Origin of the sequence: Roseateles sp. SL47 (genome assembly GCF_026625885.1) — a bacterium.
Lineage (GTDB): Bacteria > Pseudomonadota > Gammaproteobacteria > Burkholderiales > Burkholderiaceae_C > Roseateles.
In genome coordinates this window covers 6,140,657-6,153,669 of record NZ_CP113068.1, presented here as the reverse complement: position 1 = coordinate 6,153,669, position 13,013 = coordinate 6,140,657, and the positions used below count along the sequence as shown (strand labels likewise).

Below are 13,013 nucleotides of genomic sequence, written 5' to 3'. Positions count from 1 at the left end.
TTCCTGTTGCCCACAACCGGATGTCCGGCGCCCAGGCCCGTGAAAACGAGCCTTGGCGAGGGTCAACCGCCTGCTGGCTGTATCTCATGTACCTCAAAGCATCACTAAAAACAAGTCTGGCCCGTCTCGGGCTGCTGTCGTTGGCGCTGCCACTGACCGCCTGCAACATGGTCGTGATGAAACCCTCGGGTGACATCGCCAACCAGCAGGCGCAACTCATCGTGGCTTCCACGTTGCTCATGATGCTGATCATCGTCCCGGTGATCATCCTCACGCTGACGTTTGCCTGGCGCTATCGCTCCTCCAACAAGGAAGCGACCTACTCCCCCGAATGGGATCACTCCACCCGCCTGGAACTGATCATCTGGGGCGCGCCGCTGCTGATCATCATCGCGCTGGGCGCCATGACCTGGATCAGCACCCACAAGCTGGACCCCTACCGTCCGCTGGAGCGTCTGGACGCCCAGCGCCCGGTGCCGGCCGGTGTGCAGCCGCTGGTGGTGGAAGTGGTAGCCCTGGACTGGAAGTGGCTGTTCCTCTATCCGGAACAAGGCATTGCCACCGTCAACGAGCTGGCCGCACCGGTGGACCGCCCCATCCTCTTCAAGATCACCTCGTCCACCGTGATGAACGCGTTCTACGTGCCGGCCATGTCGGGCATGATCTACGCGATGCCGGGCATGCAGAGCCAGCTGAATGCCGTGATCAACAAGCCGGGCACCTATGACGGCTTCTCGGCCAACTTCAGCGGTGACGGCTTCTCGCACATGCGCTTCAAGTTCCACGGCCTGAGCAACGACGAGTTTGGTGCCTGGGTCGAGCGCAACAAGGCCGACGGCGTGGAACTCTCCCGCGACCTGTACCAGACCCTGGAAAAGCCCAGCGAGAAGGAGCCTGTGCGCCGATTCGCCACCGTGGCCCCGGGCCTGTTCGATGCGATCGTCAACCGTTGTGTGGACGGCAGCAAGATGTGCATGGGCCAGATGATGGCCATTGATGCAGCCGGTGGCGGTGGCAAGGGCGCGATCAACGGCCTGGCCAGCAAGCCCTGGAGCAACGACCAGAAGCGGATTTTCGTGGCCGCCCTCTGCACGCCCGACAACGCCGGCCAGTACGCCGCGCAGTGGTCTTCCACCCGTAGCCAGAACTGACCGGCGCCCGGCGCACCAGGCCTGATGGGCCGCGCCGGGACCGCAAGTTATATCGAGATCCAAGATGATTGACCTACAAAAGCTCATCTTCGGACGCCTCAGCATTGAGGCGATTCCATACCATGAGCCGATCCTGATCGGTACCTTCGCGGCAGTCGCCCTGGGCGGCCTGTTCGTGCTGGCGCTGATGACCAAATTCAAGCTGTGGGGCCCCTTCTGGCGCGACTGGGTGACCAGCATCGACCACAAGCGCATCGGCATCATGTACATCGTGCTGGGCATCGTCATGCTGCTGCGCGGCTTTGCCGACGCATTGATGATGCGCGCCCAGCAGGCCCTGTCCTTCGGCGACAACGTCGGTTTCCTGCCGCCGCACCACTACGACCAGGTCTTCACCGCCCACGGCGTGATCATGATCTTCTTCGTGGCGATGCCGCTGATCACCGGCTTCATGAACTACGTGGTGCCGCTGCAGATCGGCGCCCGTGACGTGGCTTTCCCCTTCCTGAACAACTTCAGCTTCTGGATGACCGCCGGTGGCGCCGTCCTGGTGATGCTGTCGCTGTTCATGGGTGAATTCGCACGTACCGGCTGGCTGGCGTATCCGCCGCTGTCCGGCATCCTGGCGAGTCCGGGCGTGGGGGTGGATTACTACCTCTGGTCGCTGCAGGTGGCCGGTGTGGGCACCACGCTCTCGGGCATCAACCTGATCGCCACCATCATCAAGATGCGCGCGCCGGGCATGACCATGATGAAGATGCCGGTCTTCACCTGGACGTCCCTGTGCTCCAACATCCTGATCGTGGCCTCGTTCCCGATCCTGACGGCCGCCCTGGCGCTGCTGTCGCTGGACCGTTACGTCGGCACCAACTTCTTCACGACCGATCTGGGCGGCAACGCCATGATGTACGTGAACCTGATCTGGATCTGGGGTCACCCTGAGGTCTACATCCTGGTGCTGCCGGCGTTTGGCATCTTCTCGGAAATCACCTCCACCTTCAGCCAGAAGAAGCTGTTCGGTTATGCCTCCATGGTCTACGCCACGGTCGTGATCACGATCCTGTCGTACCTGGTGTGGCTGCACCACTTCTTCACCATGGGCTCGGGCGCCAGCGTGAACTCATTCTTCGGCATCACCACGATGATCATCTCGATCCCGACCGGTGCGAAGATCTTCAACTGGCTGTTCACCATGTACCGCGGCCGCATCAAGTTCGATGTGCCGATGTACTGGACCGTGGGCTTCATGGTCACCTTCGTGATCGGTGGTATGACCGGTGTGCTGCTGGCGGTTCCGCCGGCCGACTTCGTGCTGCACAACAGCCTGTTCCTGATCGCCCACTTCCACAACGTGATCATCGGCGGCGTGCTGTTCGGCCTGCTGGCGGGCATCACCTTCTGGTTCCCGAAGGCCTTCGGCTACAAGCTGGATCCGTTCTGGGGCAAGTGCTCGTTCTGGTTCTGGCAGATCGGCTTCTTCGTGGCCTTCATGCCGCTGTATGTGCTGGGCCTGATGGGCGTCACCCGCCGCATGAGCCACTTCGACGATCCGTCGCTGCAGATCTGGTTCCAGGTCGCTGCCCTGGGTGCGCTGCTGATCGCTGCCGGCATTGGATGCTTCCTGATCCAGCTGGTGGTGAGCTACCTCAAGCGCGACCAGCTGCGTGACGTGACCGGTGACCCGTGGAATGGCCGTACGCTGGAGTGGTCGACCTCGTCGCCCCCGCCGCAGTACAACTTCGCCTTCACCCCGGTGGTGCACGACCATGACGCCTGGTTCGACATGAAGACCCGCGGCCACCAGCGTCCGGTGTCCGGCTTCAAGCCGATCCACATGCCGAAGAACACCGGCGCCGGTGTCATCATCGCCGCGCTGTCCACCCTGCTGGGCTTTGCGCTGATCTGGCACATGTGGCTGGTGGCGGGCATTGCCATGTTCGCCGTGGTGGCCACGGCCATCGTCCACACCTTCAACTACAAGCGCGACTACTACATCCCTGCGGATGAAGTGGCCCGCACGGAAGAAGCCCGCACCCAGGTGCTGGCCGCACAGGCCTGAACCCGAGCGAGCAATCCAACATGCAAGCAACGACCATGACGAACAACACCGGCACGCCGGTGTTCTACGACAACGGTGATCACCATCCGCAGCACGGCACCCTCCTGGGGTTCTGGCTGTACCTGATGAGTGACTGCCTGATCTTCGCGGTGCTCTTCGCCACCTACGCCGTGCTGGGCCGCAGCTATGCGGCCGGCCCGTCGGGCGCGGACCTCTTCGACCTGAAGCTCGTTGCCGTCAACACCGGCTTCCTGCTGCTGTCGTCGATCACCTACGGCTTCGCGATGATCGCGATGCTCAAGGGCAAGAAGGCCGGTGTGCTGGGCTGGCTGGCCATCACCGGCATTCTGGGCCTGTGCTTCCTGGGCGTGGAACTGTATGAGTTCGCGCATCTGATCCATGAAGGGGCCGGCCCGCAGCGCAGCGCTTTCCTGTCGTCCTTCTTCGCCCTGGTGGGCACCCACGGCCTGCACGTCACCTTTGGTGCGATCTGGCTGGTGGTGCTGATGGTCCAGGTGGCCAAGCTGGGCCTGACCAAGGAAAACAAGCGCCGCCTGATCTGCCTGTCGATGTTCTGGCACTTCCTGGACGTGGTCTGGATCGGTGTCTTCACCTTTGTTTATCTGATGGGAGTGCTGCCATGAGCGAGCACAACAACGATCATCACGGCGATCACCACGATGACCACGACGTTGGCTACCACGCCACCGTCAAGGGGTATGTCGTCGGGTTCATCCTTTCCGTCATCCTGACCGCCATTCCCTTCGCCCTGGTGATGGGCAAGGGCATTGCCTCCTCCAGCACCATGGCGCTGGTGCTGCTGGGCTTCGCGGCGGTGCAGATCGTGGTCCACATGGTCTACTTCCTGCACATGAACTCGAAGGTGGAAGGCGGCTGGTCCATGCTGGCGCTGATCTTCACCGTCGCCATCGTGGTGATCATGCTGGCTGGCTCGGTGTGGGTCATGTTCCACCTGAACAGCAACATGATGCCGGTCCACGACATGCGCAACATGCCCTGATGGCTGACCTGCCTCAGGAAGAACGGCCGCGCCGCCGCATCGCCCGCTGGGCGTTGCAGCTGGGCGCGGCCCTTTTGTTTGTGGCGTTCATCGCGCTGGGGACCTGGCAGGTGCAGCGGCTGGGCTGGAAGCAGGACCTGATGGCCCGGGTCGAGAAGCGGCTGTCGGCGCCTCCGGTGCTGGCGCCGTCGGCGGACCGCTGGGCGGGCATCTCCAAGGCGGACGATGAATACCGCCGCGTGGTGGTGCGCGGCGCATTCGATCACTCGCGCGAAGTGCTGGTGGGCGCCAGCACGGTGCTGGGCACCGGCTACTGGGTGCTCACGCCGCTGCGCAGCCGTGACGGCAACTGGGTGATGGTGAACCGGGGCTTCGTGCCGCCGCAATACAAGACCCGGGTGTCGCGCACGGCGACGGAAGCGCAGGGCGAGGTCGAGGTCACCGGGCTGCTGCGGCTCACCGAGCCGGGCGGCAGTCTGCTGCGCAAGAACGATCCGGCGGCGGGACGCTGGTATTCGCGGGATGTCGAGGCCATCGGCCGGGCCCAGACCCTTGAAGGGCCGCTGGCGCCTTATTTCATCGACGAAGCGGACACGCGGCCCAGTCCCGCCACCGAGTCCTGGCCCCGCGGCGGGCTCACCGTGGTCCAGTTTCCCAACAGCCATCTGTCCTATGCCTTGACCTGGTACGCCATGGCGGCGATGACGGCGGGCATCAGCATCTACCTGTGGCGCGAGCGGCGCCGCCGTTTGCGCGAGGGGCGGCTGGACGACGACGACGGTGATGCGGATGACAAGGCCCCCCGTGCCCCTGCGTCGTCCTGACCGGGAGCCTGGGGACAGCCGCTGGTCCAGCCGCTGGATGGGCTTGTCCGGCCTGCCGGGCCTGGCCAGCTTGTCGGGCGCGCTGGCGCCGGACAGCCAGGCCGGCCGATCCAACCTGATGCAGATGGTGCAACTGCGCTGGCTGGCCGTGGCCGGCCAGTTCGCCACCGTGGTGGCGGTGCACTACACGCTGGGCATCCATCTGCCGGTGGCGGAGATGCTCACGTTGCTGCTGGTGCTGCTGCTGTTCAACCTGGCCTGCTGGATCCGCACCCGCTGGGTGCCCAGCGTCGGCAACGCCGAGCTGTTTGCCGGTCTGCTGGTGGATGTGGCGGTGCTCAGCGGGCAGCTGTTCTACAGCGGCGGCGTCACCAATCCCTTTGTGTTTCTCTACCTGCTGCAGATTGCGGTGGGCGCCGTGCTGCTGCCGGCGCGCTACATCTGGCCGATGGTCTGGCTGACAGCCGCCTGCTTCCTGGCGCTGACCCAGTGGCATCAGCCGTTGCGGCTGCCGGACCTGGCCGGGCTGTCGCTGCCGCCGCACTATGTGGGCGGCCTGCTGATCTGCTTTGCGATCAATGCGTCGCTGTTGGTCACCTTCATCCATCGCATCAGCGGCAACCTGCGCCAGCGTGATGCGCGCCTGGCCGACCTGCGGCAGCGGGCGGCGGAAGAAGAACACATCGTGCGAATGGGCCTGCTGGCGTCTGGTGCTGCGCATGAACTGGGCACGCCGCTGTCCACACTGTCGGTGATTCTGGGGGACTGGGCCCATATGGCGCCTTTCGCCGGTGACCCGGAATTGCGGCAGGAGATCGAAGAAATGCAGGTGCAGCTGCAGCGCTGCAAGGCCATCGTCAGCGGCATCCTCATGTCGGCGGGGGAGATGCGCGGGGAAGCCCCGGCGCTGACCACGCTGCATGCCTTCCTGGGTGATCTGGTCGCGCATTGGCGGCGGACCCGCCATGCCGGCCGGCTGGAATACCGGGCGGATCAGGACCTGCCGGATCTGCACATCATCTCGGATGTGGGCCTGAAGCAGATGATCGACAACATCCTGGACAACGCCCAGGAGGCCGCGCCCGGCCAGCCGATGCTGCTGCGTGCCTTCGCGGAGGAAGACCAGCTGGTGCTGTGCGTGCGTGACCGCGGCCCTGGTTTCCTGCCCGAGATGCTGGAGCGGCTGGGCAAGCCCTACCAGTCCAGCAAGGGGCGTCCGGGCGGCGGGCTGGGGCTGTTCCTGGCGCTGAATGTCATCCGCTCGCTCGGCGGCCATCTGCAGGCCCGAAACCTCATGAATGAGGAAGGGGGCGGCGCGGAGGTCGAGATCCGATTACCACTGTCCGCACTGGTGCCTCAGGGCCTCGCCGACAATGCAGCCCATGATGGCTGATGACGAAGACCGCCTGCTGCTGATCGTTGAGGATGACGATGCCTTCGCCCGCACCCTGACCCGTTCCTTCGAACGGCGGGGATATACGGTGCTGCGGGCGTCCACCCACGACCAGGTGCAGCAGTTGCTGTCCGAACGCGGCCCGGACGACACGCCCGAATATGCGGTGGTGGACTTGAAGCTCGCTTCGGGCGGCTCCGGGCTCTCCTGCGTGCAGACGCTGCATGAGCATGATGCCGCGATGGTCATCGTGGTGCTGACCGGCTACGCCAGCATTGCGACGGCGGTGGAAGCCATCAAGCTGGGGGCCCGTCACTATCTGGCCAAACCGGCCAACACCGACGACATCGAAGCGGCCTTCTCCCGGGCGCAGGGGGATGCCGAGGTGGAAGTCACCGAGCGTGCCACCACCTCGATCAAGACGCTGGAGTGGGAGCGCATCCACGAAACCCTGGCCGCCACCGACTTCAACATCTCGGAAACAGCGCGCCGGTTGGGCATGCACCGCAGAACCCTGGCCCGCAAGCTGGAAAAGCAGCGCGTGAAATGAAAAAGCCACCGCTGGGCGGTGGCTTGGGTCAGCGCAGTGGGGACGTGGTTGCGCCACGTCCACCCGGGTTTACTGCTTGTATTGCGGCTGCTGATATTGGGGCTGCGGGGACTGCTGCGGTGCGGCGCCCGTGGTGGCCGGTGCGCGCATCACGCGGGTGCGGCCGCCCGTGGTGACCAGGATCACCGGCTCGCCGGGTTGCCAGGCTTCATTGCCCTTGGCCTGCACGATGGCCCGACGTTCGCCGTTGCGCATCTGCAGCAGCAGCTCAACCGCTTCTTCCTTCGTGGCACTGCGTTCCACCGCATTGCCCAGCGCGGCACCGGCGACGGCGCCCAGCACGCCCACCACCATGCCATCACGGTGGCCGCCGACGCTGCCGCCGGCAATGGCGCCCACCACACCGCCGGTGACGGCACCGGCACCACTCTGGCTGCCGTCCACCGTGACGGGGCGCACGGACAGCAGGGTGGCGTCCTGCACCTGGGACAGGCGCTGCGCATCACCGCGCTGAATCACATCGGGGCTGGTGGTCTGGCAGGCGGTCAGCACTGCCACCAAAGAGGCAATCAGCAGCTTTTTCATCTTCAACACTCCATGTCGGTAGGGGGCCAACGCCGGGCGCCGCTGCGCCGTTGACCGGGCAACAAGACTTTACCGAGCCCCCCATTGGCGGGCCCAGGACCCGAGCGGGACTCCATCGCTCTACTCTACTCCTGCGCCAAATCGGCATCGTATCGAGGCCTTGTTCTCTCATCGCACCCAGTGGGCGATGTCCTGTCGCCTGCGCACCTCTCAGCGGGCTGCGACTCAGAGGCGCAACTGCGAAATTGCCAAGGCCCGGTCGCGCCCCCCTCCATCAACCCCTGGGGGCTGCCTCACGGATTGGATACGTCTGGATACATTGAGCCCACAGTGGCCGGTCACTGGGCGACGACTCGGGCCCCCAGGGCAAAAGCCAGGTCGTGTCCACCGCATCCGACTGCGCGAGGGCACCTCCAGGCTGGAGCGACCTGGCGGTCAGCGACCATGGCGGGCGGCAGTGGCGCTGGAAGATGTCACTTGACGACAGCGGCAGTGAATCGACCGGACGGGACGGTATCCCTTGCCGCTCACCCCCAACGCTCCCTTCTGGGCACTTCTCAAAACCTCTCTCACACCTGACACCGGAATCGGTCACCATACAGGCCATGATCACACCCCGCATCAAGCCCTCGGCCTTCTGGCGCCGCCAGGCTTCATCTGACCTATTCGTTCAGGACCGACGTCAGGAGAAGATGGGCAGCTTCATCGCCAACCTCGCGGCGATGGACGAACTGGTGGACTTCGCAGCAGTTGCAGCTCAGGTGGAGGCAGCCTGCCCACGGCCCGACCGCAGCAAGGGTGGTCGCCCGCCGTACTCCACCGAGATCATGGTGCGGCTGGTGTTCATCCAGTCGCTGTACAACTTGAGCGACGAGGAGTGCGAGTACCAGGTGCTGGACCGCATGAGCTTCCAGCACTTTTGCCGGCTTGCAGGCGAGCTGCACATCCCGGACGCACGCACGCTGTGGCGCTTCAAGCAGCAACTGGCCCAGGGTGGCCTGGGCGGGAGGGCCATCTTCGAGGCCGTGAGCCAGCAACTGCAGGCTCACGGCTACATCCCGCGAGGCGGGCAGATCGTGGACGCCAGCATCGTGCAGGCGCCGGTCACGCACACCAAGAGCGAGGAGCGCGAAGCGCTCAATGAAGGGCAGGCCCCTGAGGGCTGGTCCTCCAAGAAGCTGCGCCACACCGACCGCGCCGCCCGCTGGACGAAGAAGCACGGCAAGAGCCACTACGGCGACAAGGTGCATGCCAACAGCGACGCGCGCTACAAGCTCATCCGCAAGATCAAGGTCACGCCGGCCAATGTGGACGACGGCCAGACCTTGAAGGACGGGCTGGACCCCAGCAACACCGGCAAACGCGTGCTGGCCGACCGGGGCTATGACAGCCAGGCCAACCGGGACCTGCTGCGAGAGCAGCAACTGCGAGACGGCATCGGCAGAAGAGCCCGGCCTGGGCAGCAGAAGCGTCAGCGGCTGGATGCACACAACACGGCCATCAACCGCATCCGGGCCAGAGGCGAGCACGTGTTCGCGGGCCTGCAGCAGTTGGGTGGCAAGGTGGTGCGGGCCACGACGCTGGCTCGCAATGAACTGGCGAACACGCTCCAGTGCGTGGCCTACAACGTCAAGCGGCTGGTGTGGCTGGCCGCCCATGAGCCGGCGCATTGAGCGCCGCCAAGGGCGAGGTGCGCCCGCTGAGCCCGCAAAGCGGGAGATGAGGGGCCTGGCGGCCAGCTTCGATGGCTGAAACGGGCTTGTGCGGCCTCAATCCGAGGCTGCGGACATGCTCGCGCCTTCAGGTGCGGCGAGAACGGGGTTATGAGAAGTGCTCTTAGGGCACCGTCAACCGAAAGGGACGGCAACAGCGATGCTCAGACCTACAGTCACCGCGCCACACCTCGACTCTACACATTGCGGCCGTACGGACGCCGACCGCGACCGTCAGCGACAGCTGCAGAGCGGTCCGCCAACTGTGGCTCAGACCGGTGAGCATAGCGGGCACGCACACGAATCCCGGCCGACCCTGGAGATGCTTTCCCGGCCGGGCTCTCTCAGTGAAGGTCCTGCTCGCGCTGGTGACGGATGGCCAGCACGACGACCAGGTCGGGCCCAGCAACCTCGTACTCGATGACGTAGCCGGTCGTCCCGAACGGAACGACGAGCTCGCGTCGTAGCGGACCGCCGCCACTTCGCTTGCGAAATAGCATCGGCGATACAGCCAACGCGAGGACTGCCGTCTGGATGGCGTCGATGGCGCGATTGGCGATTTCTAGGTCTTCGACGTACTCGGCACGCTCGAGGAGGTGCTCGTGCAGTCGCAGTAGGTCTTCATCCGCCTGGGTCTCGAAGATGACCTGGTAGGTCATGCATCGGCCGGACGGTGCTTGCCTTGAAGTTCCTTGCGCCTGACCTCCAGGCTCGTCCGCATGTCGGCGATGACGTCTTCAGCCGGCCGGCCGGCGCCGGTGCGCTGAAAGCGCGCCCAAGCCTCGTCAGCGCGCGAGGCGAACGCGCGCTGAACAAGGCGGTGCTCCACCGCGCCGCGTACCGTCGATTCGACGAATTCGGACAGGGTCTCGCCGTCGCGCAGGACGGCGTCGAGGTCGGCGCGGAGCTGAGGCTCGATGCGCACCTGCGGGATGATTGCTGTCTTCATGCCTTGATTGTGTTGCAAATGAGTTGCAGCGTCAACGCTTAGAGAAGTTGGGAATTTCAGGTTTCCCGAACGCCGACAACGAGTTAACTCCCATTTGGCGTGAGATCACATGAATCCCGGCCGACCGTCTTGGTACGCGCATGCACTACGCCGAGGACGAGAATCGGCATTGTCTCGATCGGAACACGCGGCGGAAAGATGGCCTTGGCGTACCCGAAGCCGCAGCACACGAGCGACCGCTGCGGGCACCAAGCTGAAGACGGCCTGCCGGTCCGCGGTTTGGAGGCAGGTCAGTGCCCAAAGCCGAAGTTCGAGATCAGGGCTGGAGGGCGGTTCCGCAGCGGTTGCCGTCTTCGGCGGTCGGCCGCCGAGTTCAGGCTGCCTGGCATGAAGCAGTCGCCGGCGCACCCGGCCGGTTGACAGCTTCAACGACTGGTGTTGAGGGCGCTGCGGTCGTCCGACCTGCAGCCCGCGGCTTTCGCCGTCAACTCGCGCCGGATTGTCTGCTGCTCGAAGCGGTGGCATGGCGCTGTCGCCCCGTTGCAGCCGCGTGCCCAAGCGAAGCAAGCGTCAGCAGCGTGCCCGAAGCGGAAATCGGCCTAGCCGGAATGACATGCCAGAAAGCTGCCGTTCAACGTGTCCGCTGCAGCAAAGTGTTGAGTGGCTTCATAGCCAAGCCACCGATAGCACGGGCCAGACAATCGCACCAGAGACCAGGAACAGCGCAAGAAACAGCGCTGCATACCAGCGGACCCCTGTTTGGAGAAGCGGCGGCAGCCGCTCAATCAGCTTGCTTTGTGGCTGCAGGTTGCAGCGTTCTGGCGCGGCTTCGACAGCGCCTGCTGCGAATCTGCCCTGCCTCGCCGCGCCCGTTGACAACGAAGACGGTCAACCAAAACGAGGCGTGTCATCAGCAATCTTGCTGAGCTTGCCCCTCCTCGCTGATGCGACCGTCTGACAACATCGGATCACCTTCGAACGAGGAATCGCCCTGCAGGCTAGCTTGGGTGGGCCGCGACGCTTAGGAGGGAAGGGGGAGCACCGAGCGGGGCCAGTCGGTCAGGTTGCCGCGCAGACGATTCCCCTCGGCCACCCACGCCTCTATCAAAGCCATCAAGTGGTTCACGGCCTGTTCGATCCGATCGGGGGCATTTGCCGGATAGTGGCCCATGTCACCCAGGTAGTCGCTACCTTCGCCGTAACCATCGGCGCGCGCGGCGTACTCGTCTCCGACGTAGTGTTTGGATACCGCCTTAACGATTGCGACCCCCTCTGGGATACCTCCGAGTCCGGCGTTGTTGACAAGTCCCTGGCGCATGTGGATGAACTGGTCTCGCGCAGCGATGAGACCGTCCCTCAGCAGTTCTAGGTCATGGATGTAGTTGGTCACAGGCTCGACAGGGAACTTCCAGTTCCTGGGAATCTGCCTAGCTTTGATCCTTTCTGGCAGATAGGTGGACAGCAAGTTTGTTTCGGTCAGGACCGCGAAGACCGCAATGCCCGCAGGCAATTTGCGCCGCGCCATCCACAGATTGCTCAAGGCAAACAGCGTCGTACTCTGCGCGGTGTTCTTGGCACACCCGGTTCCTCTTTGGCGTTCCAGCCCTCGTCCGCCTTCACATCCTTCTGGACCTTCCCACCATTCCCTGTCCTTTCGGCGCCCGCATTGGAATCTCCATCCACAGGCCCATCCTCATCCTCGTCTTCCGGCTCCTGATTGGTCGACGGATCCCCCACCGGATCAGCGTTTTCATCTTCTGGTTTTGACGGCTGAGAACTTCCAGAGAGGGAGATAGAAGGGGAGACGTTGCAGTTCATGGCGTGCACCTTGATGGCGGCCAGGATGGCCGGACATCCCTCCAGGGGCACACGGCGCGCCCCGGGGCCGTTCAGCAAGCCGGACGGCCGCTCCAGGCAGACTCAGCCCAGGCCACCGCCTAGGCCACCGCACTGGCCGGGCATCCCACCCACCCGCACGCTCGCTGGACCCAGTCTCACCGCGGCCTCTGGCCCCAGCTCGGGCCCGGGCCCCGCCTCGGGTTCACGCCGAGCTGACCCGGCGCTCACCCCACATACAACCGCGACGACTTCGGCACACTCGCCAGCAGAAACTCCATCTGATCCGCCAGGATCCTGCGCCCGCGGAGAATCATGTCCTCATGCAAGCTGGGCACATACGGCAGGTACATCAGCGACATCCCCGCCTCTTCCGGCGTCCGGTTCCCCTTGCGCCCGTTGCAGGCGCGGCAGGCCGTGATGCAGTTCATCCAGCTGTCTTTCCCCTTGCGGGACACCGGCTGAATGTGTTCCCGCGTCAGCTGCTCCGGATGAAACCGATGCCCGCAATACGCGCAGACATGCCGGTCGCGGGTGAAGAGCTTGGGATTGGAGAGTGCCGGCGCCTGTCGCCAGGCGCGGCTGGGAATCGCGCCGCGGACCGCGATGATGGGGTGCAGCTCGATGCGGGACTGCAGCCCGGTAATCCGCTGATAGCCGCCGCGCAGCACATGGCAAGGCACGCCCAGTGTCCAGGCGACTGCGTCGCTGGCGTAGAGCACGGCGGCTTCCTTGGTCGAGATCCAGGCCTGAGGGCGGCCCGAGATATCCAATTGCAGAACATCCACGGTCGATGACCTCCATCACGGAGGGTAATCCACTCCGGTGGGGCAACTCAAGTGCCCAGCGCACCGCCAGTCGCGTCAAAACTGACACTTCATCGGCTCTGGTGCCCGGTTTTGCCTCTCTCTACCTAAACATGCGCCCCAGTAG

Annotated in this window: 14 protein-coding genes; 8 read left to right on the top strand and 6 right to left on the bottom strand. The window is 64.5% G+C overall.

From position 1 onward, the window contains the following. Positions 1–86 precede the first annotated feature (86 nt). The 7 genes from cyoA to OU995_RS26605 all read left to right on the top strand — a co-directional run bounded on the left by cyoA (position 87) and on the right by OU995_RS26605 (position 6,998). The gene (gene cyoA / locus OU995_RS26635; protein ID WP_267833174.1) at positions 87–1,151 is read left to right on the top strand and encodes a ubiquinol oxidase subunit II; all 1,065 of its coding nucleotides are present in this window, start codon (positions 87–89) and stop codon (positions 1,149–1,151) included. Between the two features lie 64 nt (positions 1,152–1,215). Next, a complete protein-coding gene (gene cyoB / locus OU995_RS26630) occupies positions 1,216–3,210 on the top strand; it encodes a cytochrome o ubiquinol oxidase subunit I (protein ID WP_267833173.1) in 1,995 nt (664 codons plus the stop codon). Between the two features lie 35 nt (positions 3,211–3,245). After that, positions 3,246–3,854, top strand: coding sequence for a cytochrome o ubiquinol oxidase subunit III (gene cyoC / locus OU995_RS26625; protein WP_267833172.1), 609 nt, complete (start codon positions 3,246–3,248; stop codon positions 3,852–3,854). Next, complete coding sequence (gene cyoD, locus OU995_RS26620) at positions 3,851–4,231, top strand: cytochrome o ubiquinol oxidase subunit IV (RefSeq protein ID WP_267833171.1); 381 nt, start codon at positions 3,851–3,853, stop codon at positions 4,229–4,231. Before cyoC ends, cyoD begins: the two co-directional genes overlap by 4 nt. Then, positions 4,231–5,055, top strand: a complete 825-nt coding sequence (locus OU995_RS26615; protein ID WP_267833170.1) for an SURF1 family protein — start codon at positions 4,231–4,233, stop codon at positions 5,053–5,055. Before cyoD ends, OU995_RS26615 begins: the two co-directional genes overlap by 1 nt. After that, positions 5,036–6,448, top strand: a complete 1,413-nt coding sequence (locus tag OU995_RS26610; protein WP_267833169.1) for an ATP-binding protein — start codon at positions 5,036–5,038, stop codon at positions 6,446–6,448. The genes OU995_RS26615 and OU995_RS26610 overlap by 20 nt, the downstream gene beginning before the upstream one ends. Further along, positions 6,441–6,998: a response regulator transcription factor gene (locus OU995_RS26605; protein WP_267836395.1), complete on the top strand. Its 558-nt coding sequence runs from the start codon at positions 6,441–6,443 to the stop codon at positions 6,996–6,998. The genes OU995_RS26610 and OU995_RS26605 overlap by 8 nt, the downstream gene beginning before the upstream one ends. 69 nt (positions 6,999–7,067) lie before the next feature. Here the strand turns inward: OU995_RS26605 and OU995_RS26600 are convergent, their stop codons facing one another. Further along, positions 7,068–7,583, bottom strand: coding sequence for a hypothetical protein (locus OU995_RS26600; protein WP_267833168.1), 516 nt, complete (start codon positions 7,581–7,583; stop codon positions 7,068–7,070). Between the two features lie 605 nt (positions 7,584–8,188). On the opposite strand from OU995_RS26600, the gene OU995_RS26595 reads away from it, so the two are divergent. Further along, positions 8,189–9,256: an IS5 family transposase gene (locus OU995_RS26595; protein ID WP_267833167.1), complete on the top strand. Its 1,068-nt coding sequence runs from the start codon at positions 8,189–8,191 to the stop codon at positions 9,254–9,256. A gap of 383 nt (positions 9,257–9,639) precedes the next feature. On the opposite strand, the gene OU995_RS26590 is transcribed toward OU995_RS26595, so the two are convergent. From OU995_RS26590 to OU995_RS26570, 5 genes are all read right to left on the bottom strand, one after another. Next, positions 9,640–9,954: a type II toxin-antitoxin system RelE/ParE family toxin gene (locus OU995_RS26590; RefSeq protein WP_267833166.1), complete on the bottom strand. Its 315-nt coding sequence runs from the start codon at positions 9,952–9,954 to the stop codon at positions 9,640–9,642. After that, the gene (locus tag OU995_RS26585) at positions 9,951–10,244 is read right to left on the bottom strand and encodes a YlcI/YnfO family protein (protein ID WP_267833165.1); all 294 of its coding nucleotides are present in this window, start codon (positions 10,242–10,244) and stop codon (positions 9,951–9,953) included. Before OU995_RS26585 ends, OU995_RS26590 begins: the two co-directional genes overlap by 4 nt. Positions 10,245–11,265: 1,021 nt before the next feature. Next, positions 11,266–11,784 (bottom strand): hypothetical protein, encoded by a 519-nt coding sequence (locus OU995_RS26580; protein WP_267833164.1) that lies wholly within the window; start codon positions 11,782–11,784, stop codon positions 11,266–11,268. Continuing rightward, complete coding sequence (locus OU995_RS26575; protein WP_267833163.1) at positions 11,781–12,062, bottom strand: hypothetical protein; 282 nt, start codon at positions 12,060–12,062, stop codon at positions 11,781–11,783. Before OU995_RS26575 ends, OU995_RS26580 begins: the two co-directional genes overlap by 4 nt. A gap of 245 nt (positions 12,063–12,307) precedes the next feature. Beyond that, positions 12,308–12,868: an HNH endonuclease gene (locus OU995_RS26570; RefSeq protein ID WP_267833162.1), complete on the bottom strand. Its 561-nt coding sequence runs from the start codon at positions 12,866–12,868 to the stop codon at positions 12,308–12,310. Positions 12,869–13,013: the final 145 nt, after the last annotated feature.

Bases quoted from the DNA above. Each gene is read 5' to 3' on its own strand.
- OU995_RS26605 (WP_267836395.1), top strand. From the start codon at position 6,441: ATGGCTGATGACGAAGACCGCCTGCTGCTGATCGTTGAGGATGACGAT.
- OU995_RS26600 (WP_267833168.1), bottom strand. From the start codon at position 7,583: ATGAAAAAGCTGCTGATTGCCTCTTTGGTGGCAGTGCTGACCGCCTGC.
- OU995_RS26595 (WP_267833167.1), top strand. From the start codon at position 8,189: ATGATCACACCCCGCATCAAGCCCTCGGCCTTCTGGCGCCGCCAGGCT.
- cyoC (WP_267833172.1), top strand. From the start codon at position 3,246: ATGACGAACAACACCGGCACGCCGGTGTTCTACGACAACGGTGATCAC.
- cyoA (WP_267833174.1), top strand. From the start codon at position 87: ATGTACCTCAAAGCATCACTAAAAACAAGTCTGGCCCGTCTCGGGCTG.
- OU995_RS26590 (WP_267833166.1), bottom strand. From the start codon at position 9,954: ATGACCTACCAGGTCATCTTCGAGACCCAGGCGGATGAAGACCTACTG.
- cyoD (WP_267833171.1), top strand. From the start codon at position 3,851: ATGAGCGAGCACAACAACGATCATCACGGCGATCACCACGATGACCAC.
- OU995_RS26585 (WP_267833165.1), bottom strand. From the start codon at position 10,244: ATGAAGACAGCAATCATCCCGCAGGTGCGCATCGAGCCTCAGCTCCGC.
- OU995_RS26575 (WP_267833163.1), bottom strand. From the start codon at position 12,062: ATGAACTGCAACGTCTCCCCTTCTATCTCCCTCTCTGGAAGTTCTCAG.
- OU995_RS26615 (WP_267833170.1), top strand. From the start codon at position 4,231: ATGGCTGACCTGCCTCAGGAAGAACGGCCGCGCCGCCGCATCGCCCGC.
- cyoB (WP_267833173.1), top strand. From the start codon at position 1,216: ATGATTGACCTACAAAAGCTCATCTTCGGACGCCTCAGCATTGAGGCG.